Here is a 24,574-nt window from a genome sequence, read left to right on the forward strand (position 1 = left end):
GACAAGAGCGTGAACAGCCGCAACCCGCCGCGCCATGTGATCATTACCGGCGGATCGAGCGGGATCGGGCTGGCCTTGGCGAAAGCCTATCTGTTGGCGGGGTCAAAGGTCAGTCTTGTTGCCCGCTCGCTGGTGCGGCTTGAGACGGCTCGCAGCCAGCTGCCGGAAGCCTGTTTTTCACATATTGGACTTCATGCTGCGGATGTAACGGATTATCACGCCCTGTCGGTGGCCTTGCTGGCGGCTGAAGACAGTTTCGGACCCTGCGATCTGCTGATCACCTGTGCCGGCATCGTTCATCCGGCCAGCATGGAGGCCATGGACGTGGCCGATGCGCGCCAGCAACTCGACATCAATGTCATGGGAACGATCCATGCCGTTAAAGCCTTGTGGGCTGGGATGAGCGTACGGGGCGGCACCATGTTGTTGGTTTCCTCCGGGGCCGCATTCATTGGTCTGCACGGCTATGGTCCTTACTGCGCCTCCAAGGCGGCGCTGGTCGGGCTGGCCGATTCGTTGCGCATGGAAGCGGTTGGTACCAAGCTGAGGGTGGCGATCTGTTTTCCACCCGATACCGATACGCCGCAACTGGCCGCAGAATTGCCCTTGCGCTCGCCTCAGGCACAGCGTGTGATGGGGACGGTCAAGCCCTGGAATGCCGACGCTGTGGCGGCACGCATCGTTCGTCAACTCCAAAAAGGCCGCCGGGAGATTGTCTTCGGCATGACGCTCCTGTTGCTCGCCCGCTTCGGCTCGCTGGTGCGACCGGTTTTATATTGGTGGTACAGCCGCCGTTGAAGGCTTGCAGTCACTGCGCGCCAATCTCGTCCTTGAGAACCTGAATCCGTCCGGCGCTGACGTCAACGATCATGCCAAGGGTCGCTTCCAGCCGTTCCTCCGGGATGGCGAGGGTCAGTTCGGCGCCGGTATCGGTAAAACTCTCCTTGATGACAAGCAGATCTGCGACTGTGGTCAGCCGGGCCTTGACCAGTGCCAGATCGGAAAAGCCGACGCGGATGGTCTTTGTTGCCCGCAGGATGATTTCCACCTTTTCGGCTTGCCGCAGGCATTGCGCCGCCGTGACGCCATAGGCCCGGATCAGGCCGCCGCTGCCCAGAAGAATGCCACCGAACCAGCGGGTGACGATGACCAGCACGCCATCCAGCGTCTGGCCGTCGATGGCTTGCAGGATCGGTTTTCCGGCAGTGCCGGAAGGCTCGCCATCGTCGTTGAAGCGATAGGTCTGCCCCAGCCGCCATGCCCAGCAATTGTGGTTGGCGCTAGCATCGGATTCCCCCTCCAGAAGGGGGCGGATGTCATTTTCATGGGAGATCGGAAAAGCGATGGCGCGAAACCGGCTCTTCTTGATCTCCTGTTCATAGCTGTGTAGGCCGAGAAGGGTAAACATCACCCTTTGTGACGTGATTTGAGTCGCAAGAAAAGACCGATCGTTGCCGCGATAGCGGCTCATCAGAGAAAAGGAGACGATCCAGTTCCACGCAAGCGACGGCTTCTAGGGTTATCAGGGAGAGCTTGGAGATCTGGCTCGGGTTTTGGGCTTTGATCCGGCAGTTTGACTGCCTGCCTTGGCCGGCCTGATCGAACTCCTTGGAAAATGACAGTGTTGCGGCGTCTTTTCGCGTCATGAGGACGTTGGTCGCTGCCAGCAGAAAGCCGGGATGATCCCGGGGAAACAGGATAGGCCTATGTCTGACGATTTCGAACCAGAAGCGACCATCGAAACCTCCAATCTGGCAGCTCTGGTTCTGAGCCAGGAAATCGATTCGCTCACCGATGTCCTCGTCAAGGCCCTTTACGAAGTCTACCGCATTCTCGACGACAGCCATGAGCAGCCCGGCACTGTGCACTGACGGGTAAGGTCGGCAAGACAAAACCGTTTACCGCCCATATTCCTTGACGGCCTGCATGACGACGAAGGTCGATGTGCTCGCCACATGCGGCAGGCTGGAGATCTTCTCACCCAGAACCTGCCGATAGCGACGGATATCGCCGGTGCGCACCTTCAACAGATAGTCGAAGGCGCCGGCGATCATATGGCATTCCTCAACTTCCCGGATTTTACGCACCGCCGTGTTGAATTCCGTCAATGCCGTTTCACGTGTGTCGGACAGTTTCACCTCGGCGAAGGCGATGTGGTCGAGGCCGAATTTACGGGCATCCAGCACGGCGCGGAAGCCGAGAATATAGCCCTCATCCATCAGCCGTTTCAGGCGCACCTGGCAGGGTGTTTTCGATAGTCCGACCCGTTCGGATAGGTCTGTGATCGACATCCGGCCATCCTGCGAGAGGGCCTCGACAATTTTCATGTCAAATTGGTCGATCCCACTGTCCGATTCCATTTTGGCCATCATATCTCCTGAAAAACTGCAATTTTTTAGAGAATTTACCTAGATTGTCCATGAATTCAAGTTCGCTGATCGAGCTTGCCCCATGGTATGATCCGGCTACCGCCAAAAATTCCGTCGAGCCAGGATAACAGTGATGAACCAGACCATTTCCGTCGCATCGCAGGCCGTTTCATCCTCTCCAGATCCGATCTTTGCCGCTTTCGCACCGCCTTTGCGTCAGCCAAGCCCTTTGCGTCAGGCGATCACGGCGGCCTATCGCCGCCCGGAGCCGGAATGCCTCTCACCGCTACTGGAGGCAGCCCGCTTGCCGGATGCGATGCGGCGGTCCGTTGAAGACACCGCCCGCACATTGATCGAAGCCCTGCGCGCCAAGCACAGCGGCAGCGGCGTAGAAGGGCTGGTGCATGAATATTCGCTGTCCAGCCAGGAAGGCGTGGCGCTGATGTGCCTGGCCGAAGCGCTGCTGCGCATTCCCGACCACGCCACCCGCGATGCGCTGATCCGCGACAAGATTGCCGAGGGCGATTGGAAAGCCCATCTCGGCGGTGGCCGGTCGCTGTTCGTCAATGCCGCCACCTGGGGACTGGTGGTGACCGGCAAACTGACCTCGACCGTCAATGATCGCGGTCTGTCCGCAGCTTTGACCCGGCTGATTGCCCGTTGCGGCGAGCCGGTCATTCGCCGGGGTGTCGATATGGCCATGCGGATGATGGGGGAGCAATTCGTTACCGGCGAAACCATCGAGGAGGCGCTGAAACGCGCCCGTCCGCTGGAAGTCAGGGGCTTTCGCTATTCCTACGACATGCTGGGCGAGGCGGCGACCACGGCTGGCGATGCGGCGCGGTATTTCCGGGATTACCAGCAGGCCATCCATGCCATCGGCAAGGCCTCGGCGGGACGCGGCATTTATGACGGTCCCGGCATTTCCATCAAGCTGTCGGCCCTGCATCCGCGCTACAGCCGCACCAAGGCTGAGCGGGTGATGGGTGAATTGCTGCCGCAGGTCAAGGCGCTGGCGCTGCTGGCCAAGCAGTATGATATTGGCCTCAATATCGATGCCGAAGAGGCCGACCGGCTGGAACTGTCGTTGGATCTGCTGGAAGACCTCTGCCTCGATCCCGCCTTGTCGGGCTGGGATGGCATGGGCTTCGTGGTGCAGGCCTATGGCAAGCGCTGCCCCTTCGTGTTAGATTTCATCATTGATCTTGCCCGCCGCGCAGAGCGCCGGATCATGGTGAGGCTGGTCAAGGGGGCCTATTGGGATGCCGAGATCAAGCGGGCGCAGGTCGATGGGCTGGAGGATTTTCCGGTCTATACCCGCAAGGTCCACACCGACGTTTCCTATATCGCTTGCGCCAAAAAGCTGCTGGCGGCGCGGGATGTGATTTTTCCGCAATTTGCCACCCACAATGCCCAGACGCTGGCGGCAATCTATCATCTGGCCGGCCCTGATTTCAAAACCGGCTCCTACGAGTTTCAGTGCCTGCATGGCATGGGCGAACCGCTCTATGACGAAGTGGTTGGCAAGGCGAAGCTTGGCCGGCCCTGCCGGATCTACGCGCCTGTGGGTACGCATGAGACGCTGCTGGCCTATCTGGTGCGCCGCCTGTTGGAAAATGGTGCCAATTCCTCCTTCGTCAATCGGATCGCCGATCCGGCCATATCCGTGGATGCATTGATCGCGGATCCAACCGAAACCGTGCTCGCCATGCCGCAGCCGGGGGCAAAGCATGACAGGATTGCCTTGCCCGCCGATCTTTTCGAAGGTCGCAAAAATTCCGCAGGCCTTGATCTTAGCAATGAAGCTGTGTTGCAGGCGCTTGGCGAGACCCTGCGCCAAACCGCTCGCGGGTCTTGGGACGCGGTGCCCGCTTTGATTGCCGGGACAAGTGCCGGGCCTGTCCGTCCCGTCGTCAATCCTGGCGACCACCGTGATGTGGTTGGCAGTATCAGGGAAGCAACCGAGGAAGAGGCGCGTCAGGCCGTGGCCGATGCTGCGCTTCATGCGCTGACGTGGGCGAAGACGGCACCTTTGGAGCGGGCGCGGATGCTGGACGAGGCTGCTGACCTGATGCAGGCACGGTTGCCGGTGCTACTGGGGCTGATCATGCGCGAGGCGGGCAAATCGGCGGCCAATGCCATTGCCGAAGTGCGCGAGGCCATCGACTTTCTACGCTATTACGCCGAACAGGCGCGTCGCACCTTGGGGCCGGTGCATGCGCCATTGGGGCAGATCGTCTGCATCAGTCCCTGGAATTTTCCGTTGGCGATTTTCACCGGACAGGTGGCGGCAGCGCTGGTGGCAGGCAATCCGGTTCTGGCCAAGCCCCCCGAGGAAACACCGCTGATCGCCGCTGAGGCCGTGCGCCTCCTGCATCAGGCAGGTGTCCCCGGTGCTGCCCTCCAGCTTTTGCCCGGTGACGGGCGGATCGGGGCGGCATTGGTCGCCTCGCCGCAGGTGGCAGGCGTGATGTTTACCGGCTCGACCGAGGTTGCCAAGCTGATCCAGAGGGAACTTGCCGGGCGTCTGCTGGCCAATGGCAGGCCGATCCCGCTGATTGCCGAGACCGGTGGCCAAAATGCGATGATTGTCGATTCCTCGGCGCTTGCCGAACAGGTGGTGGCGGATGTGATTGCCTCGGCCTTCGACAGCGCCGGTCAGCGTTGTTCAGCGCTCCGGGTTTTGTGCCTTCAGGACGAGGTGGCGGATCGCATTCTTGCCATGCTGAAAGGCGCGCTGCATGAACTGACCTTGGGCCGCACCGACCGGCTGTCTACCGATATCGGCCCGGTGATTACCGCCGAGGCCAAGGGCGTGATCGAGGCACATATTGCTGCCATGCGCGCCAAGGGCAAGGCGGTGGAGCAGATCGGTGCGGGTGATGGCACTGAGCACGGCACCTTCGTTGCACCGACCATCATCGAGATCGGTGCATTGTCTGATCTTAAGCGGGAAGTATTTGGCCCGGTCCTGCATGTGCTGCGCTACCGGCGCAACGATCTCGATCGCCTGATCGACCAGATCAATGCCACCGGCTATGGCCTGACCTTCGGCCTGCATACACGGCTGGATGAGACCGTTGCCCATGTGACATCAAGGGTGAAGGCGGGTAATCTTTACATCAACCGCAATGTCATTGGCGCGGTGGTCGGCGTGCAGCCGTTCGGTGGCCGTGGCCTGTCCGGCACCGGGCCGAAGGCTGGCGGGCCGCTCTATCTGGGCCGTCTGGTTGAAAAGCCGCCTGTGCCGCCGCAGCATAGTTCGGTTCATGTCGATCCGGGCCTGCTGGATTTTGCCAAATGGCTTGACGAGCAGGGTGAAACAGCAGCGGCGGAAGCAGCACGCAGCCTCGGCAGCCTTTCGGCGGTCGGTTTGGTTCAGGATCTGCCTGGGCCAGTCGGCGAGCACAATCTGTATGCCCTGCATCCGCGTGGCACCATTCTGCTGCTGCCCCGCACCAGGCAGGGGCTTTACCGGCAAGTGGCCAGCGCGCTGGCGACGGGCAATAGCATGGTTATCGATGCAAGCGCCGTTCGCCACGAAGCGCTGGCGGGTCTGCCGGATGGTGTGCTTGCCCGTGTCCATTTCGTCCAAGCGTCAGGCTGGGCTGAAGCCGGTCCTTTCGCAGGCGCATTGCTGGAAGGCGAGGGGGAGCAGATTATCGAGCAGGCAAAAGCCATTGCCGCCCTGTCCGGTCCACTGGTCCTGACCCAGGTGGCTTCCAGTGATAAGCTGGCTAAGAAAATTGGTGTTGATGATGCCTACTGCCTGAACTGGCTGGTTGAGGAAGTTTCGGTGTCCACCAATACGGCTGCTGCCGGAGGCAATGCCAGCCTGATGGCCATCGGCTGAGGGTTCCGCTTGCTTTTAACCTGTCCTTTGCCCAAAAACGCCTGATAGTCGAACGCAAGGCACGGGCATGGCAGGCAAGACGGTTGCAATCATCGGCGGGGGGCCTGCGGGGCTAATGGTGGCGGATAGTCTGTCGCGGGCTGGTCTGACCGTGACGATCTATGAGGCTATGCCGACACTGGCCCGGAAATTTCTCCTGGCCGGGAAATCGGGCCTGAATATCACCCATTCCGAAGAGTATGCGCGGTTTTCGAGCCGCTTCGGGGAGGCCGGAAGCCATTTAAAGGTAGCTCTCGATGATTTTACGCCGGACGATGTGCGCGCCTGGGCGGCGGATCTTGGAACGGAGACCTTCATCGGCTCCTCAGGCCGGGTCTTTCCAAAGGCGATGAAGGCCTCGCCACTGCTTCGGGCCTGGATCAAGGCATTGCAGGATCGGGGCGTGATGATCCGCACCCGGCATCGCTGGACCGGCTTTTCCAAAAATGGCTATCGGTTTGCAACGCCGGATGGCGATGTCACTGTTATGGCAGATGCCGTGGTGTTGGCGCTGGGTGGGGCAAGTTGGCCACGGTTAGGTTCGGATGCTTCCTGGGTGCCGTGGCTACGGGACATCGGCGTTGCAGTCACGGATTTCAAGCCTGCCAATTGCGGCTTTGACATTGCCTGGAGCGATGTGTTCCGTGAAAGGTTTGCCGGCCAGCCGATCAAATCGGTTGTCGCCACGTCTAGGTCGGGTCAGATCCAGGGCGAATTTGTCATTTCCCGGCATGGGATCGAGGGCAGCCTGATCTATGCCCATGCGGCAGCCCTGCGCGATAATCTTTGCCATCATGGCAAGGCAGAGCTTCTGCTTGATCTGGCACCCGGCAAGCGGCTTGAAAAACTGGCGGACGATCTTGCCCGTCAACCCGCAAAGGCCAGTCTCTCGACAAGGCTTCGTAAGGCAGCCTCTCTGGATGGCGTCAAGGCAGCGCTGTTGCGGGAGGTCGTACCCGATATCGCCACCCGGGATGCCACATCGCTTGCGGGTCTCATCAAGGCTTTGCCGGTGCCGTTGCTGCGGCCAAGACCGCTGGCGGAAGCGATTTCCTCGGCAGGGGGCGTCAACTGGAGTGGGATCGACAGCAATTACATGCTGGTAGACCGGCCTGGCCTGTTCGTCGCCGGAGAAATGCTGGATTGGGAAGCGCCAACCGGCGGCTATCTGTTGACCGCTTGCTTTGCCACCGGCCGGGCGGCGGCGGTTGGCGTGATTCGCTGGCTCACCGATGATGCAGGTGGTTGAGGCAAAGTATGGTATGCCACAATTGGCGGGTCTGATCCTGTCTGTTTTCGGGGCATGTGATCCGTCGACGTCAGGAAGTTTTTTACGCCCATTGGTTGTTTTTTGTCAAAAAAATATGGGATGAATCAACGAAAACAACGCGTTAATAAACCCCAAAATCCTATGGCTTATTAGAGCTATCAATTAAATATAGTTGTGGCCTAACAGTGTTAGCTCTATCTTAACTTACTAACGTGAGAATTCGATTCAGAAATCTGGAAATATTTAGGGCTCTGCCACAATGTTCCGGAATTCGCTCCCCGCATGATGCGGAATGGTCCCAAAAAATTCACAGATATTAACAGTGCTTGAGATGGCTTGTCGCATCGCATGGGAACATGCGCATGTCACCGTGCCTGCCCAAGCCGTCATGGCGGAATGGAGCTTCCCTTGCATGCCGTTGTGATAGACGACAGCCGATCCACATTGCTGGCACTGCGTCTGGAACTCCTTGAAATTACGGGTCTGGAGGTGGAAACCTTCGCTGATCCCGAGGAAGCTATTCGTGTTTGTGAGACCCGGCAATTCGATCTGGTGCTGGTGGATTACAATATGCCGAAGCGCTCGGGTATCGAGGTGATTACCGCTTTGCGTGCCATGCCGACCTATGAGCTGGTGCCAATTTTGATGATCACTTCGGAAACTGAAACGGCAGTCTGCTTGAATGCGCTGGAAGCTGGGGCGACGGATTTTCTGCGGAAATCCGCCGATCCGGTCGAGTTGAAGGCCCGTGCGCGGAACCTTTTGAGCCTGCGGCGTGCCCAGGTGGAACTGTCGTTGCGGGCTGATGGCCTTGCTGCTGCCGTGACGGCGAAATCCGCGGCACTTGTTGCCAGCGAAGAGGAACTGATCTGGCGTCTGGCCCGAGCCATGGAATATCGCGACGGGGAAACTGGTGATCATGTCTCGCGTGTGGCGCAGATCTCCAGGCTGCTGGCGCAGGATCTTGGGCTCGATGAGGACCGGCAGCGCAAGATCTATCTGGCGGCTCCGCTGCACGATGTCGGCAAGATCGGTATTCCCGATGGCGTCCTGTCCAAGCCCGGCCGGTTGACCGACAGTGAGCGGGACATGATGCGCAGGCATGTCGATATCGGCGTAAGGATTCTGGAAAACGGGACCTCCGATCTGTTGCGGGTCGCCGAGCGGATTGCTGGCGGTCATCACGAGAAATGGGATGGAACCGGATATCCCAAGGGATTGTCTGGACGGGACATTCCGCTGGAAGCGCGCATTGTCGCGCTCGCGGATGTGTTCGACGCTTTGTGTTCGCCCCGTGCCTACAAGCCAGCGTGGTCGCTGCAAGACGCGCTGGATCACATCAGGTGCGAAAAGGGTCGTCATTTCGATCCGGACTGCGTCGAAGCGTTTGAGCGGCAATGGTCAAAAATTGCCTCAGTCATGGGAGCGCGTGAGACAGATATGAGGATCCATATGAAAGGGGCGCCGTCGCTAGATGCCGCCCATCCTGAAAACGCCCTTTGCCTCCAGAAGCAGACGAAATACCGATCAACACCCCAGCCAGCAGGACGGGAATGACAATGATAACGCAAACATTGCCGCATGAGACCATTGCCTTGCCACAGGCGCTGACCATTCGCACTGTGCAGACCACCCGGGATCAGCTCCTGACAGGCCTTTCGACTGGTCAGGCCGTCGTTATCGATATCCCTGCAGACGCGGAGGTTGACCTGAGTTTTATTCAATTGATTGAAGCGGCACGTATGTCTGCGCAAACGAATGGCCAGGACCTCACGCTGCAAAGCGCTGCGGCTGGTGGTGTTCTGTCCACGCTGGAGCGTAGCGGCTTCTTGACCGACATGGATCCGTCGGCTCGATTTTTCTGGTTACATGAAAGGTAATGCCATGAGTGCCCATATTCTCACCGTTGACGATTCCGCCAGCATCCGCATGACAACGAAGATCGCCTTGACCAATGCCGGCTACAAGGTGACCGAAGCCGTCGATGGATTGGATGGTCTGAACAAGGCCAAGTCATCGCAGTTCGATCTGATCGTTACCGACCTCAACATGCCTAACATGAACGGTTTGGCGATGATCGAGGCTCTGCGCCGGTCTCCGGCCCATACGGGTATTCCGATCATCTTCCTGACAACCGAATCCGACGCCGACATGAAGAACAGGGCCAAGGCCGCTGGTGCGACCGGCTGGATCACCAAGCCGTTCGATGCCGAACAGCTGGTGAAAATTGCTAGAAAGGTTCTCGGCAAATGACCAATCTGGATCCCATTCAGGTTTTCAGGACAGAAGCAGCAGAGCTGTTCGAGCAGATCGAAAATGGCCTGCTCGACCTCTTGCATGACCTGTCCAATCAAGATCAGATCGATTCGGTGTTCCGCGGTCTCCATACCCTGAAGGGATCCGGAGCCATGTTTGGCTTCGAGGCTCTGGCCGCTTTCACCCACCATTGCGAAACCGCTTTCGACCGCGTCCGCAAGGGTGAAGTACCGGCAACCGCCGAGCTTGTTGCAGCCGTTCTAGACGCCCAGGACCATATGAAGGCTTTGGTTGCCACACCCAATGGCGATCATGAAGCCGCAGGAGAGCGGCTGCTGGCCAAGTTGCAGGACGCGGTCGGCGACCATGGTGGCAATGCGCATGCGGTGCCGGCTGCAAAGCCCGGCAATGGCGGAGCCGCCAAGCCGCAGCCGGCAGCCCAGTCGGCAACGACGACATGGCGGATGAAATTCCGCCTGCCAGCCAATTCCATGGTCAATGGCACCAATCCACTCGGCCTTCTGAATGAGCTTCGCGACCTTGGAAAATGCACCGTTAAAGCGGATTTGAGCGCTATTCCGGGTCTTGAGGAGATTTCACCTGCCGATCTTTATATCGGCTGGAGCGTGGAGCTTGTTACCGAAAAGCCGAAGTCGGATATCGAGGATGTCTTCATCTTCGTCATGGATGACATGGATCTCGAACTGACTGAGGAAGCGACCGCTGTCTCTTCCGAGACCATTGCCGCCGATGATCCAGTCGAACAGGCTGTTGCCGCGCCGGTGGCATCTGACAACAAGCAGCCGCCAAGCCAGGCTCAGGCCGCTCAACCTGCCGCTGCTCAGACTGGTTCCAATGACGCCAAGCATGGCCGTGCCGCCGAAAATGTTCGCGTTCCGGCCGAGCGGCTGGACGAATTGATGGACAGGGTCGGTGAGCTGGTGATTGCCCAGTCCCGCCTGTCGCAGTTGGCCAATACCAGCGCTGACATCATGCTGCGATCCGTTTCTGAAGATGTCGAGCGGCTCTCCGGTGAGCTGCGCGACACGATGATGGTGCTGCGCATGGTGCCGGTTGGCAGCCTTTTCACCCGCTTCCGTCGCCTTGTCCACGATCTCGCTCGCGAGACCGGCAAGGTCATCGAGCTGGAGACGGAAGGCGAAACCACGGAAGTGGACAAGACCGTTATCGAGCGGCTGGCCGATCCACTGGTGCATCTGGTGCGCAATTCCATCGACCACGGGCTCGAACCGCCGGAAGAACGTCTGGCGGCGGGCAAGAACAAAGCCGGCAAGGTGGTGCTGTCAGCCCATCAGTCCGGCGGCGAAGTGATCATCACCATCAAGGACGATGGCCGTGGCATCAACCGTGACCGGGTCCGGGCCAAGGCGGAATCCTCGGGGTTGATCCAGCCTGGCCAGCAGCTGATGGACCAGGAATTGTTGCAGCTGATCTTTCAGCCTGGCTTTTCCACCGCCCAGACGATCACCAATCTTTCCGGACGTGGCGTCGGCATGGATGTGGTGAAGAAAACCGTCGAGGCCCTGCGCGGGGTGATCGACATCCGCAGTGAAAACGGCAAGGGCTCGGAAGTCTCCCTGCGCATTCCGCTGACGCTGGCGATCATTGACGGTCTTTTGGTGCGCGTCGGTACCGGGTGCTACGTCATTCCGCTGTCGGCGGTTGAGGAATGCCTGGAACTGTCGATCGAGGACGATCTGCGCTCCAGGGGCCGCAGTTTCATTTCGCTGCGTGACAGTCTGGTTCCTTTCCTCAGGCTCAGGGATCTGTTCCGCACGGGAACGCAGCCTGATCCGTTCCAGAAGGTCGTGGTGATCTCGACCGGCGATGAGCGCGTCGGCCTGGTGGTCGACCAGATCATTGGCGATCACCAGACCGTCATCAAATCCATGTCCAAGCTTCACCACGACGTCGTGACTTTCTCGGGTGCGACCATTCTGGGTGACGGCAGTGTCGCGCTGATCCTGGATGTGACGCATCTGGTCAACGCAGGCCAACAGCAGGAGGCGCAATTGCGTGTAGCAGGATGAGCATCGTACCCGGCAAACATGATTTCCAGCATTTCTGGGCGGACCGCGACGAAGTCGCCGTGCTGACTTTCAATCTGAATGGTGAGACGTTTGCGATTGAGGCCATCACCGTGCAGGAGATTATCGATCTCCTGCCGGAAACCAAGGTGCCCGGCGCAAAGCCTTTCGTCTCCAGCGTCATCAATTTCCGCGGCAAGGTCATTCCACTGGCCGATATCCGGCTGGCCTTCGGCATGGAAGCGACGGAGCCGACCATCGACAGCCGTATCATCGTCATCGAGCTTGATCTCGATGGCGAAACCACCCTGACCGGCATTCGCACGGACCGGGTGTTCGAAGTCACGACCTTGGCGCACTCCGCCAGCGAACCGCCCCCCAGCGTCGGAATGCGATGGCGTCCCGACTTCATTGAATGCCTGGTCAAGCGGGATGGAGAGTTCATCATTCTCCCCAATCTCCAGGCAATTTTCTCCAGTACAAGTGACCGGATCGCCGCTCCCACGGCTGGTCTGGCAACAAATTGAGGTCTGTTATGCGATTTACCATCAAACTAAAGCTGGGGTTGGCTTTCGGCATTGTCGTCGCCCTGCTGGTTGGAAGCTCCATTCTGGGCATTTCAAGCCTCAACTCCTTGAATACGGCCATGGGCGATGTTCTGGCAGGTCCCGTTGATCGCCTGAAACTGGCGCAGGAGCTTGAGGTTGAACAACTTCAGCAGATCCGCCAGCAGAAAAACCTGCTGCTCTCGCAATCGGCTGATGAGGGCCGTGCGATCATCGGAAGAATCAAGGAAGCCCGTAATAATTTCGACACGGCTTTTGCCGCTGTCACTGCCAAGGCGACGGAAGAAGGTAAGGTGACCTGGAACAAGCTGGCTGCCCTGGAAGCGGATTTCCGCAAGCAGGACGACGTCATCCAATCGTTGGCTTTGAGTGGTGACACTACGGGTGCCCTGAAGGTTTCGACCGGCGAAAACCGCGTGACGACCAACAATATCGACGAGATGATCTCCAGGATCATCACGCTTGAGCAAACGCGGCTGAAGGAGGCAGATGATGCTGGCGATGCCGAATATGCCAATGCACGCCTTATCCTGGTCAGTCTGGCAATTGGCGCGACCCTTGTCGCCATTCTTGCCGCATTGTGGATCGTTATCAGTATTACCCGCGGTCTCGGCCAGGCCGTGGCGTCGGTCCGCAAGGTTGCCGATGGCGATCTCACGCAATTTGCCGATATTCGCTCACGCGATGAAATTGGCGACCTGCTGCAATATGTCAACACGATGATCGAGCGTCTTCGCGGCGTGGTTGGCGATGCGCTGTCGGCGTCCGACAATGTGTCTTCGGGTAGCCAGCAGCTGTCGTCTGCCTCCGAGCAGGTCAGCCAGGGCGCGACGGAACAGGCATCGTCTGCCGAAGAAGCCTCCGCCTCGATGGAAGAGATGGCAGCCAATATCAAGCAGAATGCCGACAATGCCGCCCAGACCGAAAAGATTGCCCGCCAGTCCTCCAAGGATGCGGAAACCTCCGGCGAAGCGGTGAACCGGGCTGTCGGTGCGATGCGTACGATTGCCGAGAAGATCTCGATCGTCCAGGAAATCGCTCGTCAGACCGACCTTCTGGCCTTGAATGCAGCGGTTGAAGCCGCCCGTGCGGGTGAGCATGGCAAGGGCTTTGCAGTGGTTGCCTCCGAAGTGCGCAAGCTTGCCGAACGCAGCCAGGCGGCAGCGGCTGAAATCAGCACGCTGTCGGGCCAGACCGTACAGGTGGCAACGGAAGCCGGTGAAATGCTGACCCGGCTGGTCCCTGATATCCGCAAGACAGCGGAACTGATTTCCGAGATCTCGGCGGCTTGCCGTGAGCAGGATATCGGCGCCAGCCAGATCAATGAGGCGATCCAGCAGCTCGACAAGGTGACGCAGCAGAATGCGGGTGCCTCGGAAGAAATGTCTGCAACCTCTGAAGAACTGGCTGCTCAGGCTGAGGAACTGCAAACCTCCATCGCCTTCTTCAAGGTCGATGGTGCGCATCAGAAGAAGCCTGCACCACAGACCCGGACTGTTGCCGCTCGCGCAGCGCCAGCCCGGACGGCCGCACCGGCAAAACCCCGCACACCGACGTCGTCTCAGACGGTTGCTGCCCAGCAGGCGAGAGCCAAGGGCTTTGCCCTCGATCTCTCCATGGGCGGGCCGGATGAGGAGGATCTGGATTTTCGCCAGACGGCATAATCGACTTAAGGTGGATGACATGGGTTCGCCGTGACATCCACCCTTACTGAAGGCGTTCACACAGATCAGCCATCCGTCTGGATGAGTGGAGATATTTATGCGGTTCACAATAAAACTAAAACTGGTGCTCGCCTTCGGACTGATCATTATCATGTCAGGTGCAATGGCAGCGCTGTCTATCGATAAGCTTTCGTCTCTCAACGATGCAATTACTGTGATTGTGAAGGGACCGGCGGAAAATCTGCGAGATGCGGGCAGCCTGTCAAATGCGGTTCTTTCTGCTATGCGCCATGAGAAAAACGCGATTATCAACACCGATCCTGTCCGCATTCTCGGCTATATCGATAGCGTGAAGAAAGAGCAGGAAAAGATCGACAAGTCATTGGCGCTGTTGAGCGATACGACCGATCAAAAGTTGCTTCTGCCGTTGTCCGAGTTCCAGAAAAGCCTCGTGACGTGGCGGCAGGTGCAAGATAGCGTGTTGAAGCTGGCGGCTGACAATACGCCGGAAAGCAATCAGAAGGCCGGTGAAATCTCGATGGCAGAGGGCGCGAGGGCCGCTGACGCCATGCTCGCCCGCGTCGATGAAGTCAACGCGTCGATTGCCAAGCAACTTGCCGAAACCGATGAAAGCACCAACCAGGAATATGCCTTTTCACGAACAGTTCTGTTGGTGGGCATCGGGTTGCTTATGGTCTTATCGGTTGCTGTCGCTCTATGGATCGCTGTGGGTATTGCCCGTGGCCTCGGCAAGGTTACGTCCGTTGCCAATGCCGTTGCTATCGGTGATCTTGACCAGACCGTTGATGTGAAAACCAATGACGAGATCAAGGATCTTGTCACGACGATTAACGGGATGACCGAAAATCTGCGGGCAACTGCCGCTTTGGCAAACCGCATCTCCGAAGGCGATTTATCACAGGATATCACACCGCTCTCGAGCAAGGATTCATTGGGCATCGCTATGCGATCCATGACCCTCAATCTGCGGGAAACGACAGCGATTGCCGACAAGATTGCCAATGGTGATTTGACGGTGACGCCGACGCCGCGCTCCAATGTCGACACGCTGGGCCTTGCCTTGCAGAGCATGGTCGAGCGTCTTCGGGGTGTTGTCGCTGATGCCTTGTCTGCGTCTGACAACGTTTCCTCCGGCAGCCAGGAACTGTCCTCAAGCTCCGAACAGCTGTCGCAGGGCGCGACTGAACAGGCGTCGTCTGCTGAAGAAGCCTCCGCCTCGATGGAAGAGATGGCGGCTAATATCAAGCAGAATGCCGACAATGCCGCCCAGACCGAAAAGATCGCCCGCCAGTCGTCCAAGGATGCGGAAGCCTCTGGCGAAGCGGTAAACCGTGCAGTCGGTGCGATGCGCACGATTGCCGAGAAGATCTCGATCGTCCAGGAAATCGCCCGTCAGACCGACCTTCTGGCCTTGAATGCGGCAGTTGAAGCCGCCCGTGCCGGTGAGCATGGCAAGGGCTTTGCAGTGGTTGCCTCTGAAGTGCGCAAGCTTGCCGAACGCAGCCAGGCGGCAGCGGCTGAAATCAGCACGCTGTCGGGCCAGACGGTGCAGGTGGCGACGGAAGCCGGTGAAATGCTCGGCCGGTTGGTTCCCGATATCCGTAAGACGGCGGAACTGATTTCCGAGATCTCGGCGGCTTGCCGTGAGCAGGATATCGGCGCCAGCCAGATCAATGAGGCGATCCAGCAGCTCGACAAGGTGACGCAGCAGAATGCGGGCGCTTCGGAAGAAATGTCGGCGACCTCTGAAGAACTGGCCGCTCAGGCCGAGGAACTCCAGGCTTCCATTGCCTTCTTCAAGGTCGATGGACTGAAGGCGCAGAAGAAGGCGGCCCAAAACTATGTGCCGCAGCCTGCAAGACCGGCCAAAATCACGACAGCGGCGGCTGTTGTGCGCAGGCCGTCAGCAGCACAGACGGTTGCCGCTCAGCAGGCGAGAGCCAAGGGTTTTGCTCTCGACCTCTCCATGGGCGGACCGGATGACGAAGATCACGATTTCCGCCAGCTCGCGTGAAATCGGCCGACGACAAAGACCGGGACAGGCAAGAGATTGGCTGTCCCACCACGCTTAAATATGCGGAAATATCTGGGGGACTACCATGCGATTCACGATCAAACTCAAACTGGCCCTTGCCTTCGGCCTTATCATCCTGATGTCAGGCGCCATGGCGACGATGGCGATCATCAATCTTTCGTCACTCAATAGCGCGATCAGTGACATCATTGCTGGTCCCGCGGCAAATTTGCGTAACTCAAGCGATTTGTCGGATGCTGTCTTGTCTTCGATCCGCGATGAGAAAAACGCCATCATCAATGTGGACCCAAACAAGATTGATGAATATGTCGGCGGCGTGAAAGAGCGCCGTGCGCTTATCAATGATCTCCTGGTGAAACTGGATGCGGACACCAATCCGTTGATCAAGGAAAAAGTCGCGCAATTTCGGACCCACTTGCCCGGTTGGATCACCATGCAGGATTCCATCCTCAAGCTTGCCATCGAGAATACGGATGCCAGCAACAAGCAGGCGGGTGAAATTTCCATGGGCGATGGTGCCAAGCTGACAGCAAGCCTGTTGCAAAGTCTGGGTGCCCTAAACGGACAGATTTCCGCGGATCTCAAGCAGACCGATGAAGCTACCAACGAGCAATATGACTTCTCCCGCAATAGTCTGATTGCCGGCTTGGTTACTTTGCTAGTTCTGTCGATTGCTATTGCTGCGTGGATTGCCATGGGCATCAATTCCGGCCTGAAAAAGATCAAGGCCGTTGCAGATGCCGTTGCCATCGGCGATCTCGGTCAGGATATCGAGATCAGGACTAATGATGAAATCCGCGATGTCGTCGATAGCGTCAAGATCATGACCGGGAATCTCAGGGAAACCGCAGCTGTCGCCAATCAGATTGCCGATGGCAATTTGACGGTGGCGCCGAAATCCCTGTCCGACAAGGACACGCTTGGCCAGTCTCTTCAGTTGATGGTTGAGCGCCTTCGCGGCGTGGTCGCTGATGCCTTGTCGGCATCCGACAATGTGTCTTCGGGTAGCCAGCAGCTGTCGTCTGCCTCTGAGCAGGTCAGCCAGGGCGCGACGGAACAGGCATCGTCTGCTGAAGAAGCCTCCGCCTCGATGGAAGAGATGGCGGCCAATATCAAGCAGAATGCCGACAATGCCGCCCAGACTGAAAAGATTGCCCGCCAGTCCTCCAAGGATGCGGAAGCCTCTGGCGAAGCGGTAAACCGTGCGGTTGGTGCGATGCGCACCATTGCCGAGAAGATCTCGATCGTCCAGGAAATCGCCCGTCAGACCGATCTTCTGGCCTTGAATGCGGCGGTTGAAGCCGCCCGTGCGGGTGAGCATGGCAAGGGCTTTGCAGTAGTTGCCTCTGAAGTGCGCAAGCTTGCCGAACGCAGCCAGGCAGCAGCGGCTGAAATCAGCACGCTATCGGGCCAGACGGTACAGGTGGCAACGGAAGCCGGTGAAATGCTGACGCGGCTGGTCCCTGATATCCGCAAGACAGCAGACCTGATTTCCGAGATCTCGGCGGCTTGCCGTGAGCAGGATATCGGCGCCAGCCAGATCAATGAGGCGATCCAGCAGCTCGACAAGGTGACGCAGCAGAATGCGGGTGCTTCGGAAGAGATGTCTGCAACCTCTGAAGAACTGGCTGCTCAGGCTGAGGAACTGCAAACCTCCATCGCCTTCTTCAAGGTCGATGGTGCGCATCAGAAGAAGCCTGCACCACAGACCCGGACTGTTGCTGCTCGCGCAGCGCCAGCCCGGACGGCTGCACCGGCAAAACCCCGTACACCGACGTCGTCTCAGACGGTTGCCGCCCAGCAGGCGAGAGCCAAGGGCTTTGCCCTCGATCTCTCCATGGGCGGGCCGGATGAGGAGGATCGTCTCTTTCAGGAAAGCGCGTAACATGAGTGGACAGTCGTCAGAATCGCAGTTTGTCACCTTCAGCCTTGGTGAAGAGGTGTTTGCCGTGCCCGTTACCGTGGTCCGGGAAATTCTCGATCACGAGGACCCGTTCAAGATCCCGCATGGACCGGACTATCTTCTGGGCCTGCGGGATGTCCGGGGCCAGGGCGTGCCGGTCATCGATCTTCGTCTGCGGCTCGGGATGTCGCGCACGGTGAAGACGCCGCATACCCGAATTCTGGTGATGGATGTGCCGCTTTCCGACCGCAGTCTTGCGGTCGGGGTGGTGGCCGACAAGGTCTTCGAGGTCATTCCCTTCCGGCATGCCGATATCGAGCAGGCGCCCGATATCGGTATCCGCTGGCGCTCAGACTATATCCAGGGCGTGGTGCGCCGTGAGGCGGGCTTTGTGGTGATCATTGATCTGGCGCGGTTGTTTTCGGGCGATGAAACCGCCCTTGCCTCTTCTTCTGCACCGGCTTTTGCCGTCGCGTGAAAAACCATTACAGGGAGGCCGCCAGCGTGAATGCATTGGCAGAAGCAGTTGTTGGAGACCACAGAATCAGCCCGAAAAATTTCAGGCGTCTGTCGAACTACATTTTTGAATATAGCGGCATCAAGATGCCGGAAACCAAGACGACGATGCTGGAAGGCCGGTTGCGCAGGCGCTTGCGCGCCACCGGCTTTACGGACTTCGACAGCTATTGCCATTATATTTTCGAAGAGGGCGGCCTTGCGACCGAATCCGTCCATCTGATCGATGCGGTTACCACCAACAAGACGGACTTTTTCCGCGAGCCCAACCATTTCGACTATTTGACGCAAAAGGCCTTGCCGGATCTGGAGGCCAGGGGCGTGCGTCGGGTTCGCATCTGGAGTTCGGCCTGTTCGATCGGTGCGGAGCCCTATACGCTTGCCATGGTGATGGCGGAATATATGGAACGCCGCAGCGGGATGGACTATCATATCCTGGCAACCGATCTGTCGACCGACGTGCTGCAGAAGGCTCGCCGGGGTGTCTACCCTGCCGAAATGCTGGAGCCGGTGCCGCGCACCATGGCGGCCCGATACGTGATGCACGCGCGTGACAAGCAGCGGAACGAGGTACGGATCGCGGCGGCACTTCGCACCCATGTCGGTTTCGCCCGGCTCAACCTGATGGACGACAGCTATCAGGTGGGGGAGCCGATGGATATTATATTCTGCCGTAATGTATTGATTTATTTTGATAAAAAGACGCAGTTCAATGTACTGCGACGCCTATGCGATTGCCTTGGCCAAGGGGGCTATATGTTCATAGGCCATTCCGAATCAATTACTGGGTTGGATCTTCCGCTCAAGCAATTGGCCAATACGGTTTTCAGGAAGGTATGATTGTCAGATGCCGAAGAAAATTCGCGTCCTTATTGTCGATGATTCAGCCAGTGTCCGGCAAATCCTGACAAATGTCCTGCAATCGGATCCGGACATCGAGGTGATCGGAGCGGCTTCCGACCCCTTCGTCGCCGCCCGGCGCATTGCCGAGGAAATTCCGGATGTGATCACGCTGGATGTGGAAATGCCGCGAATGGATGGCATCACCTTCCTGCGCAAGCTGATGTCGCAGCGCCCCATTCCAGTGGTGATGTGCTCCTCCCTGACGGAGGCTGGCAGTGAAACTCTGATGCAGGCCATGGAGGCGGGTGCCGTCGACATCATTCTCAAACCGAAAATTGCCGCGGCGGATCACCTGGCTGAGCAGGCCGAACGGATCTGCCAAGTGGTGAAAAGTGCGGCCCAGGCGCGGCTCGGGACGCGAAAGTCGATTGTCACGGATCGTGCCTCCGCCGGCGGTGAGCCAGCAAAGAAACTGACTGCGGATGCCATGCTGCCACCACCGTCAGGCCGTGCCATGGCCAAAACCACGGAAATGGTGGTCTGTGTGGGGGCATCGACCGGCGGCACCGAGGCGCTTCGGGAATTCCTGGAAAAAATGCCTGCCAACGCGCCAGGCATCGTCATCGTGCAGCATATGCCGGAAAAATTCACCGCGGCTTTTGCCAAGCGCTTGAACGGCCTGTGCGAAATGGAAATCAAGGAAGCCGAAAATGCCGATCCGGTGCTGCGCGGCCATGTGCTGATTGCGCCTGGCGATCGCCATATGATGTTGGAGCGGCAAGGGGCGCGGTATCATGTCTCGGTCAAATCAGGCCCGCTGGTGTCGCGTCATCGTCCGTCCGTGGATGTGCTGTTTCGCTCCGCGGCCCGCTCGGCAGGTGCCAATGCCATGGGTGTTATCATGACCGGCATGGGGGATGACGGCGCGCGCGGCATGCTGGAAATGCACCAAGCCGGAGCCTTCACGCTTGCGCAGGATGAGGCAAGTTGCATTGTCTTTGGCATGCCCAAGGAAGCCATCGCCCATGGCGGCGTGGATCGTACCGTGCCGCTCCATCAGATTGCGCCGGAAATTCTGGCGGAGGACCGCAGGCGCTAGAGTTGGTTTTCGGACAATTGGCGACCGGTTTTCCCGATAAGACAAACGAAAACAGAAAGATATAGCATCGGACTTTTTCAGTTTTCATAGTATACGACGCAACTTGATCAATTGGCTTCGCCCCCCTCATCCCCCTGCCGGGGACTTCTCCCCGTTGGGGAGAAGAGGTCAACACGACAACACTGAGCCTCATCTTAAGGCTGCGGACAAAGGAGTTTATCGGCCTTTGCTGCGCATAGAAGGCACAAGAGGATGCCGCAGGTTTCTTCTCCCCATCGGGGAGAAGGTGGCGGCAGAGGCAAGAGGGGGCGGCAAAGCCGAGAACCGTTTGTGTCGTGTACTCTGGAGTCCGATTTTCTTCACGATACAATCGCTCACGGTGCCGGGGCGTTCCGCTCGGTATCATGATCCAGGAAGACCTGTCGCGCACTATGCAGCGCTTCTTCCGGGGGGCGGTTGTTGCGGTATTTTTCGACAATGATCTGGTGAATTTGGCTGCGGATCTCTTCATTGTCTCTGGCTGCGGGAGGCAACGAGGGTATGAGAGCGTGTCCGCTTTTCATTGAGCCGCCCAAATTCTCACCCTCTTTGTTTTCAGGCATTTCCGAACGCAAAATCGCTTCACACTTGTCCTGGAAATGCTTCAGATCCGGGTGCTGGAGTGCTTGCTTTGCCTCCTCCAGCCGGGCTTGCAAATCCATCAGTGAATTCAGCAGGAGCATGTCGACTGTTTCAGCGGCGATGCTGTCTCCAGTCGGCTGCTCCTTCATCCACTGATAATGGCCTGACAAGGGTGGCTCTGTTTGCAACCGCGCCCGGTGGCGCAGCAGAAGCCCCAACACGCCCAATCCGAATGCAGGCGGAGTGATAATCAGCAACGCCTTGATCCAATTGGATGAGGATTGCCATGTATCGAAAAGATCAGCCCAGAGATTGTAATCGGTCATTGTCCATCCTCCCGCACCTGGAAACCGATCGACCACCGGAGGCGTGAGCCTCTGGTGGCCGGGGAGCTAGAAAAATCGCTACAAAACGACCGCCTCGACCTTTAAGCCGAAGCTCTGGACATGCGTCGAGGCCTCCCCGACCATATAGAATGGTGGGAGCGGACCATATAAACATGGCCCACCGCCTCAGCCACAAACCTATGGCTGAGGGGTGTCATTTAACGGCCGACACCGGCCGTTTGTAGAGGAGTTTTCTAGGCTCCGGGACCGGCCCCGTTCCGACCAATCCTGATGCAACCATAGGGTATTGTCGGCGGGAGGGGAACAGGGAATTTTGGGGGGTGGGCGCGAAACAATTCAGTCGAGTTTGAAGTGCTCGACGAGGTTAAGGAGCCTGCACTATGCGACCGCTGCCGTTGATTTCTGAACGCCGCAATGTCGGGTGACCGGAGAGATCAACATTGCCGCTCCCGGAAATCGACACATCCGCATCTTTCAGCGCGGTCATGTCTGCGTTCCCGCTGCCAAGGATCACGATCCGTGCGGACTGAGCCGTCAGCCTCCTGAGCTGGGCGGTACCCGACCCTGAAATGTCTACATCAACCGTGTCGGCAGCTCCCGTCGCGGATACGCTGCCGCTCCCTTTGATATCCAGTCGCAATTGAGGTTGGTTGATCTGAGATAGCGATAGATCGCCGCTTCCAAGCAGTTTCCAGTCTGTTATCGCAGGTCCCGACACGCTGATATCGAGTTTTGATTGCGACCAGCCCAGATGACAATCCAGGCTCAGCCGATGGCCATCCATTCGAACATGCCCAACAAGGGTAGGGTCGCCACTGACGATGACTTCCGCCTTATCGCCAGGCTGATAGCGGACCGAAGCCGGCAAATCGATGGTGAGACTGTCGCTGGCGGTAAAGGGCAGCGTGACCTGCTGGCTGGTGGATTGGCCCGATCCGCAGGTGGAGGATGTTGTTGCCCACAATTGCCGGGCTCCACCCCAATTTTCTCCTGAAATCCCGATACCCAATGTTAGAAAAACGACTGCACCAATCAGTCCCGTCGTTGCAACGAATGCCAATTTCCTCGTCATTGTCCGTTCCTTCAATGAGGTGTCAGGGAAAGCTCAAGCGTGATCCGGGCTTAATTGAGCCAGGCGAAAATGCAGCCGCGCATAGTGGCCGAGTATGCGGATACCGGTGCCAAGCCCCATCAACAACAACGCGCCACCGCCCAGGAACCCGCTCACAAGGCCCGCGCCGATCAGCAGTTGCGACAGTGTTTCTGTTGTTGGTCCATCAAGCTGAAACAGCATCGCGGTAATGATGATCTTCACGCCTGCCGCTCCAATGGCCGTGACCGCGATCCCAAGGCCGAATACGGTAAAGAACGCCACGGTGAGCAGGGGCAGTAAAAACAGGATGTCAACGATGGCGAGCCCCGCCAGCGCCATCATCGCCGCCAGCATATTCGACAGGCTCCAATGGGATTCGAAACGGCGCAGCCCCATTTCGGCTCTGAGTTCTCTGGCAATTCTGGCCGGATTGCCCAAGGCCGCCGCAACCTCCTGTTCACTGCGACCGGAGGCGGCTGATTCGGCAAAATGAGCCTGATAATCGGCGACGATGTCGTCCACTTCTTGAGCAGGCAAACCGGCCAGCCCCAGTCTCAGCATGCGTAAGAAGGCATCCTTGGTCATGGCAAATCCTCAAGAAGTTTATCGACGGCGCTTGCAAAGGAGCGCCAGTCGCGGCGATGAGCTTCGAAAATTGTTCGGCCCTGTTCCGTTAGCCGATAATATTTGCGCGGTGGCCCATTGCTGGACTCAACGATGCGGGTGGCCACCAGTCCGTCATTCTGCATTCGACGCATCAGCGGATAGATCGTGCCTTCTCCCATGCCGACGGCGCTGACCAATGTACTGGCGATTTCGTAGCCATAGCTTTCGCCGTGAGAAAGCACAGCCAGGACGCAGAGGTCGAGGGCACCTTTCCGCAATTGAACCTGGATCGAGTCAGTCATGGGCACCTCAGCTTTGTATTTTGAATATAACAAGCTATCTGCTTATGCAAGGTAGTGGTTTACGTTTTTTGAAAGGAGACGGGTGATTGAGGGGTGTCGGGCTTATGGTTGTGAACGAACCTGGAAAGCCCAGGGGAATTGTCGCATTTTGTCGAATAAATAACGCCTGATTAACCATGTCGCGTCACAATGGATCTGCCCGATGCGAATGGGTTGCCCGATATGTTTGGGCTCTTGGAGAGCGATGCATGGCTCCGTTATGGCTGACCGAGGTTGCTTCATGCCCATCATTACCTTCGCCAATACCAAGGGCGGTGCCGGAAAGACCACGGCGGTTCTGTTGCTTGCGACGGAACTGGTGCGCCGGGGCTACACAGTTTCGGTGATCGACACCGATCCGCAGCGCTGGATCTCCCGCTGGTTCGAGGGCGCGGACGGTCATGCGGGCAACATGCGTGTCGCCACCTATATCTCCGTCAATGCCCTGGCACGCACCATTGAGGCTTATCGTGGCAGCTCCGATTATGTGATCGTCGATCTGCCGGGCGCGCAATCACCCTTGCTGGCGACGGCGCTTGGTCTTTCCGATCATGTACTGATCCCCATTCAGGGCAGTGCCATGGATGCCCAGGGTGGCGCGCAGGTGATCGAACTGCTGCAATATCTCTACAGCAAGGGCAATATCCGCATTCCCCATTCCGTGGTTCTGTCACGGGTTAATTCGCTGGTCACCACCCGCGCGCTTCGTGCTGTCAAACTGCTTCTGGCAGAACGCTCGGTGCGGGTTCTGGCGACGCCGATCATCGAGCGCGCCGCCTATCGTGATATGTTTGAATATCGCACCAGCCTGCACCGCCTGGACCCGGAGCGGGTCAGCAATCTGGATAAGGCTATCGCCAATGCCGAGCGCTATTGCGATGAGGTGGAAATGCTGGTGCCGACCATCCGCATGCCGGTTGCCGATAACCTGACGAATAGCCGGGCCGATAACGGCAATCGCGGCTTTATGGAAATGCCACTGCTGCGGGCCGCCTACTAATAACCGTCACAGTCTATCCAACAATCGCCGCTGACGGGCTGCAAAAGGCAATTTCTGCGCTTCCAGTGCTCACGTACGTTAAGT

21 protein-coding genes and 2 pseudogenes are annotated in these 24,574 nt (G+C 58.2%); 17 read left to right on the forward strand and 6 right to left on the reverse strand.

Annotation, left to right across the window (positions count from 1 at the left end; genetic code table 11):
* Positions 1-9 precede the first annotated feature (9 nt).
* On the forward strand, positions 10-798 hold the full coding sequence (locus IEI95_RS26835) for an SDR family NAD(P)-dependent oxidoreductase (protein WP_194417218.1): 789 nt from the start codon (positions 10-12) through the stop codon (positions 796-798).
* 10 nt (positions 799-808) lie between these two features.
* Here IEI95_RS26835 and IEI95_RS26840 read toward each other — a convergent pair whose 3' ends face one another.
* Positions 809-1,408, reverse strand: coding sequence for an IMPACT family protein (locus IEI95_RS26840; RefSeq protein ID WP_156531699.1), 600 nt, complete (start codon positions 1,406-1,408; stop codon positions 809-811).
* A 298-nt stretch (positions 1,409-1,706) separates the two neighbouring features.
* Here IEI95_RS26840 and IEI95_RS26845 point away from each other — a divergent pair, with 298 nt between their 5' ends.
* A complete protein-coding gene (locus tag IEI95_RS26845; RefSeq protein ID WP_156531700.1) occupies positions 1,707-1,871 on the forward strand; it encodes a hypothetical protein in 165 nt (54 codons plus the stop codon).
* A gap of 27 nt (positions 1,872-1,898) precedes the next feature.
* On the opposite strand, the gene IEI95_RS26850 is transcribed toward IEI95_RS26845, so the two are convergent.
* Positions 1,899-2,360 carry an Lrp/AsnC family transcriptional regulator gene (locus IEI95_RS26850; protein ID WP_409065464.1) on the reverse strand — a complete coding sequence of 154 codons (462 nt, stop codon included), beginning with the start codon at positions 2,358-2,360 and terminating at the stop codon, positions 1,899-1,901.
* Positions 2,361-2,502: 142 nt separating this feature from the next.
* Between IEI95_RS26850 and putA the strand changes: the two genes are divergently transcribed.
* The 14 genes and pseudogenes from putA to cheB all read left to right on the forward strand — a co-directional run bounded on the left by putA (position 2,503) and on the right by cheB (position 20,482).
* Positions 2,503-6,222: a trifunctional transcriptional regulator/proline dehydrogenase/L-glutamate gamma-semialdehyde dehydrogenase gene (gene putA / locus IEI95_RS26855; RefSeq protein ID WP_194417219.1), complete on the forward strand. Its 3,720-nt coding sequence runs from the start codon at positions 2,503-2,505 to the stop codon at positions 6,220-6,222.
* A gap of 67 nt (positions 6,223-6,289) precedes the next feature.
* Entirely contained in the window at positions 6,290-7,510 is a 1,221-nt protein-coding gene (locus IEI95_RS26860) for a TIGR03862 family flavoprotein (RefSeq protein ID WP_156538251.1), read from the forward strand.
* A gap of 429 nt (positions 7,511-7,939) precedes the next feature.
* Positions 7,940-9,088, forward strand: a complete 1,149-nt coding sequence (locus IEI95_RS26865; protein WP_156538250.1) for an HD domain-containing phosphohydrolase — start codon at positions 7,940-7,942, stop codon at positions 9,086-9,088.
* A gap of 2 nt (positions 9,089-9,090) precedes the next feature.
* Positions 9,091-9,411, forward strand: a complete 321-nt coding sequence (locus tag IEI95_RS26870; protein ID WP_071205377.1) for an STAS domain-containing protein — start codon at positions 9,091-9,093, stop codon at positions 9,409-9,411.
* Positions 9,412-9,415: 4 nt separating this feature from the next.
* Positions 9,416-9,784, forward strand: coding sequence for a response regulator (locus IEI95_RS26875; protein ID WP_015917544.1), 369 nt, complete (start codon positions 9,416-9,418; stop codon positions 9,782-9,784).
* The gene (locus tag IEI95_RS26880) at positions 9,781-11,838 is read left to right on the forward strand and encodes a chemotaxis protein CheA (RefSeq protein ID WP_156538249.1); all 2,058 of its coding nucleotides are present in this window, start codon (positions 9,781-9,783) and stop codon (positions 11,836-11,838) included. The genes IEI95_RS26875 and IEI95_RS26880 overlap by 4 nt, the downstream gene beginning before the upstream one ends.
* Positions 11,835-12,362 (forward strand): chemotaxis protein CheW, encoded by a 528-nt coding sequence (locus IEI95_RS26885; RefSeq protein WP_060718778.1) that lies wholly within the window; start codon positions 11,835-11,837, stop codon positions 12,360-12,362. Before IEI95_RS26880 ends, IEI95_RS26885 begins: the two co-directional genes overlap by 4 nt.
* Positions 12,363-12,370: 8 nt before the next feature.
* Positions 12,371-14,065: a methyl-accepting chemotaxis protein gene (locus IEI95_RS26890; RefSeq protein ID WP_194417220.1), complete on the forward strand. Its 1,695-nt coding sequence runs from the start codon at positions 12,371-12,373 to the stop codon at positions 14,063-14,065.
* A gap of 97 nt (positions 14,066-14,162) precedes the next feature.
* Positions 14,163-14,678, forward strand: a pseudogene (locus IEI95_RS29845) (MCP four helix bundle domain-containing protein); the annotation flags it as partial.
* 96 nt (positions 14,679-14,774) lie between these two features.
* Positions 14,775-16,100 (forward strand): annotated as a pseudogene (locus IEI95_RS26895) (methyl-accepting chemotaxis protein); the annotation flags it as partial.
* 85 nt (positions 16,101-16,185) lie between these two features.
* Positions 16,186-18,006 carry a methyl-accepting chemotaxis protein gene (locus IEI95_RS26900; protein ID WP_194417221.1) on the forward strand — a complete coding sequence of 607 codons (1,821 nt, stop codon included), beginning with the start codon at positions 16,186-16,188 and terminating at the stop codon, positions 18,004-18,006.
* Position 18,007: 1 nt separating this feature from the next.
* Complete coding sequence (locus IEI95_RS26905) at positions 18,008-18,502, forward strand: chemotaxis protein CheW (RefSeq protein ID WP_015917538.1); 495 nt, start codon at positions 18,008-18,010, stop codon at positions 18,500-18,502.
* A gap of 26 nt (positions 18,503-18,528) precedes the next feature.
* The gene (locus IEI95_RS26910) at positions 18,529-19,380 is read left to right on the forward strand and encodes a CheR family methyltransferase (protein WP_194417222.1); all 852 of its coding nucleotides are present in this window, start codon (positions 18,529-18,531) and stop codon (positions 19,378-19,380) included.
* Between the two features lie 7 nt (positions 19,381-19,387).
* The gene (gene cheB / locus IEI95_RS26915; protein WP_156531710.1) at positions 19,388-20,482 is read left to right on the forward strand and encodes a protein-glutamate methylesterase/protein-glutamine glutaminase; all 1,095 of its coding nucleotides are present in this window, start codon (positions 19,388-19,390) and stop codon (positions 20,480-20,482) included.
* A 374-nt stretch (positions 20,483-20,856) separates the two neighbouring features.
* Here the strand turns inward: cheB and IEI95_RS26920 are convergent, their stop codons facing one another.
* The 4 genes from IEI95_RS26920 to IEI95_RS26935 form a co-directional block, all read right to left on the reverse strand.
* A complete protein-coding gene (locus tag IEI95_RS26920; protein WP_156531711.1) occupies positions 20,857-21,429 on the reverse strand; it encodes a hypothetical protein in 573 nt (190 codons plus the stop codon).
* Positions 21,430-21,814: 385 nt separating this feature from the next.
* Positions 21,815-22,522: a GIN domain-containing protein gene (locus tag IEI95_RS26925; protein ID WP_156538245.1), complete on the reverse strand. Its 708-nt coding sequence runs from the start codon at positions 22,520-22,522 to the stop codon at positions 21,815-21,817.
* 33 nt (positions 22,523-22,555) lie between these two features.
* On the reverse strand, positions 22,556-23,128 hold the full coding sequence (locus tag IEI95_RS26930; RefSeq protein ID WP_156531713.1) for a DUF1700 domain-containing protein: 573 nt from the start codon (positions 23,126-23,128) through the stop codon (positions 22,556-22,558).
* Positions 23,125-23,451 (reverse strand): PadR family transcriptional regulator, encoded by a 327-nt coding sequence (locus IEI95_RS26935; RefSeq protein WP_060718769.1) that lies wholly within the window; start codon positions 23,449-23,451, stop codon positions 23,125-23,127. Before IEI95_RS26935 ends, IEI95_RS26930 begins: the two co-directional genes overlap by 4 nt.
* A 280-nt stretch (positions 23,452-23,731) precedes the next feature.
* Between IEI95_RS26935 and IEI95_RS26940 the strand changes: the two genes are divergently transcribed.
* Complete coding sequence (locus tag IEI95_RS26940) at positions 23,732-24,490, forward strand: AAA family ATPase (protein WP_156531714.1); 759 nt, start codon at positions 23,732-23,734, stop codon at positions 24,488-24,490.
* The last annotated feature ends 84 nt before the right edge of the window (positions 24,491-24,574 follow it).

The organism is Agrobacterium vitis (assembly GCF_014926405.1).
GTDB lineage: Bacteria > Pseudomonadota > Alphaproteobacteria > Rhizobiales > Rhizobiaceae > Allorhizobium > Allorhizobium vitis_H.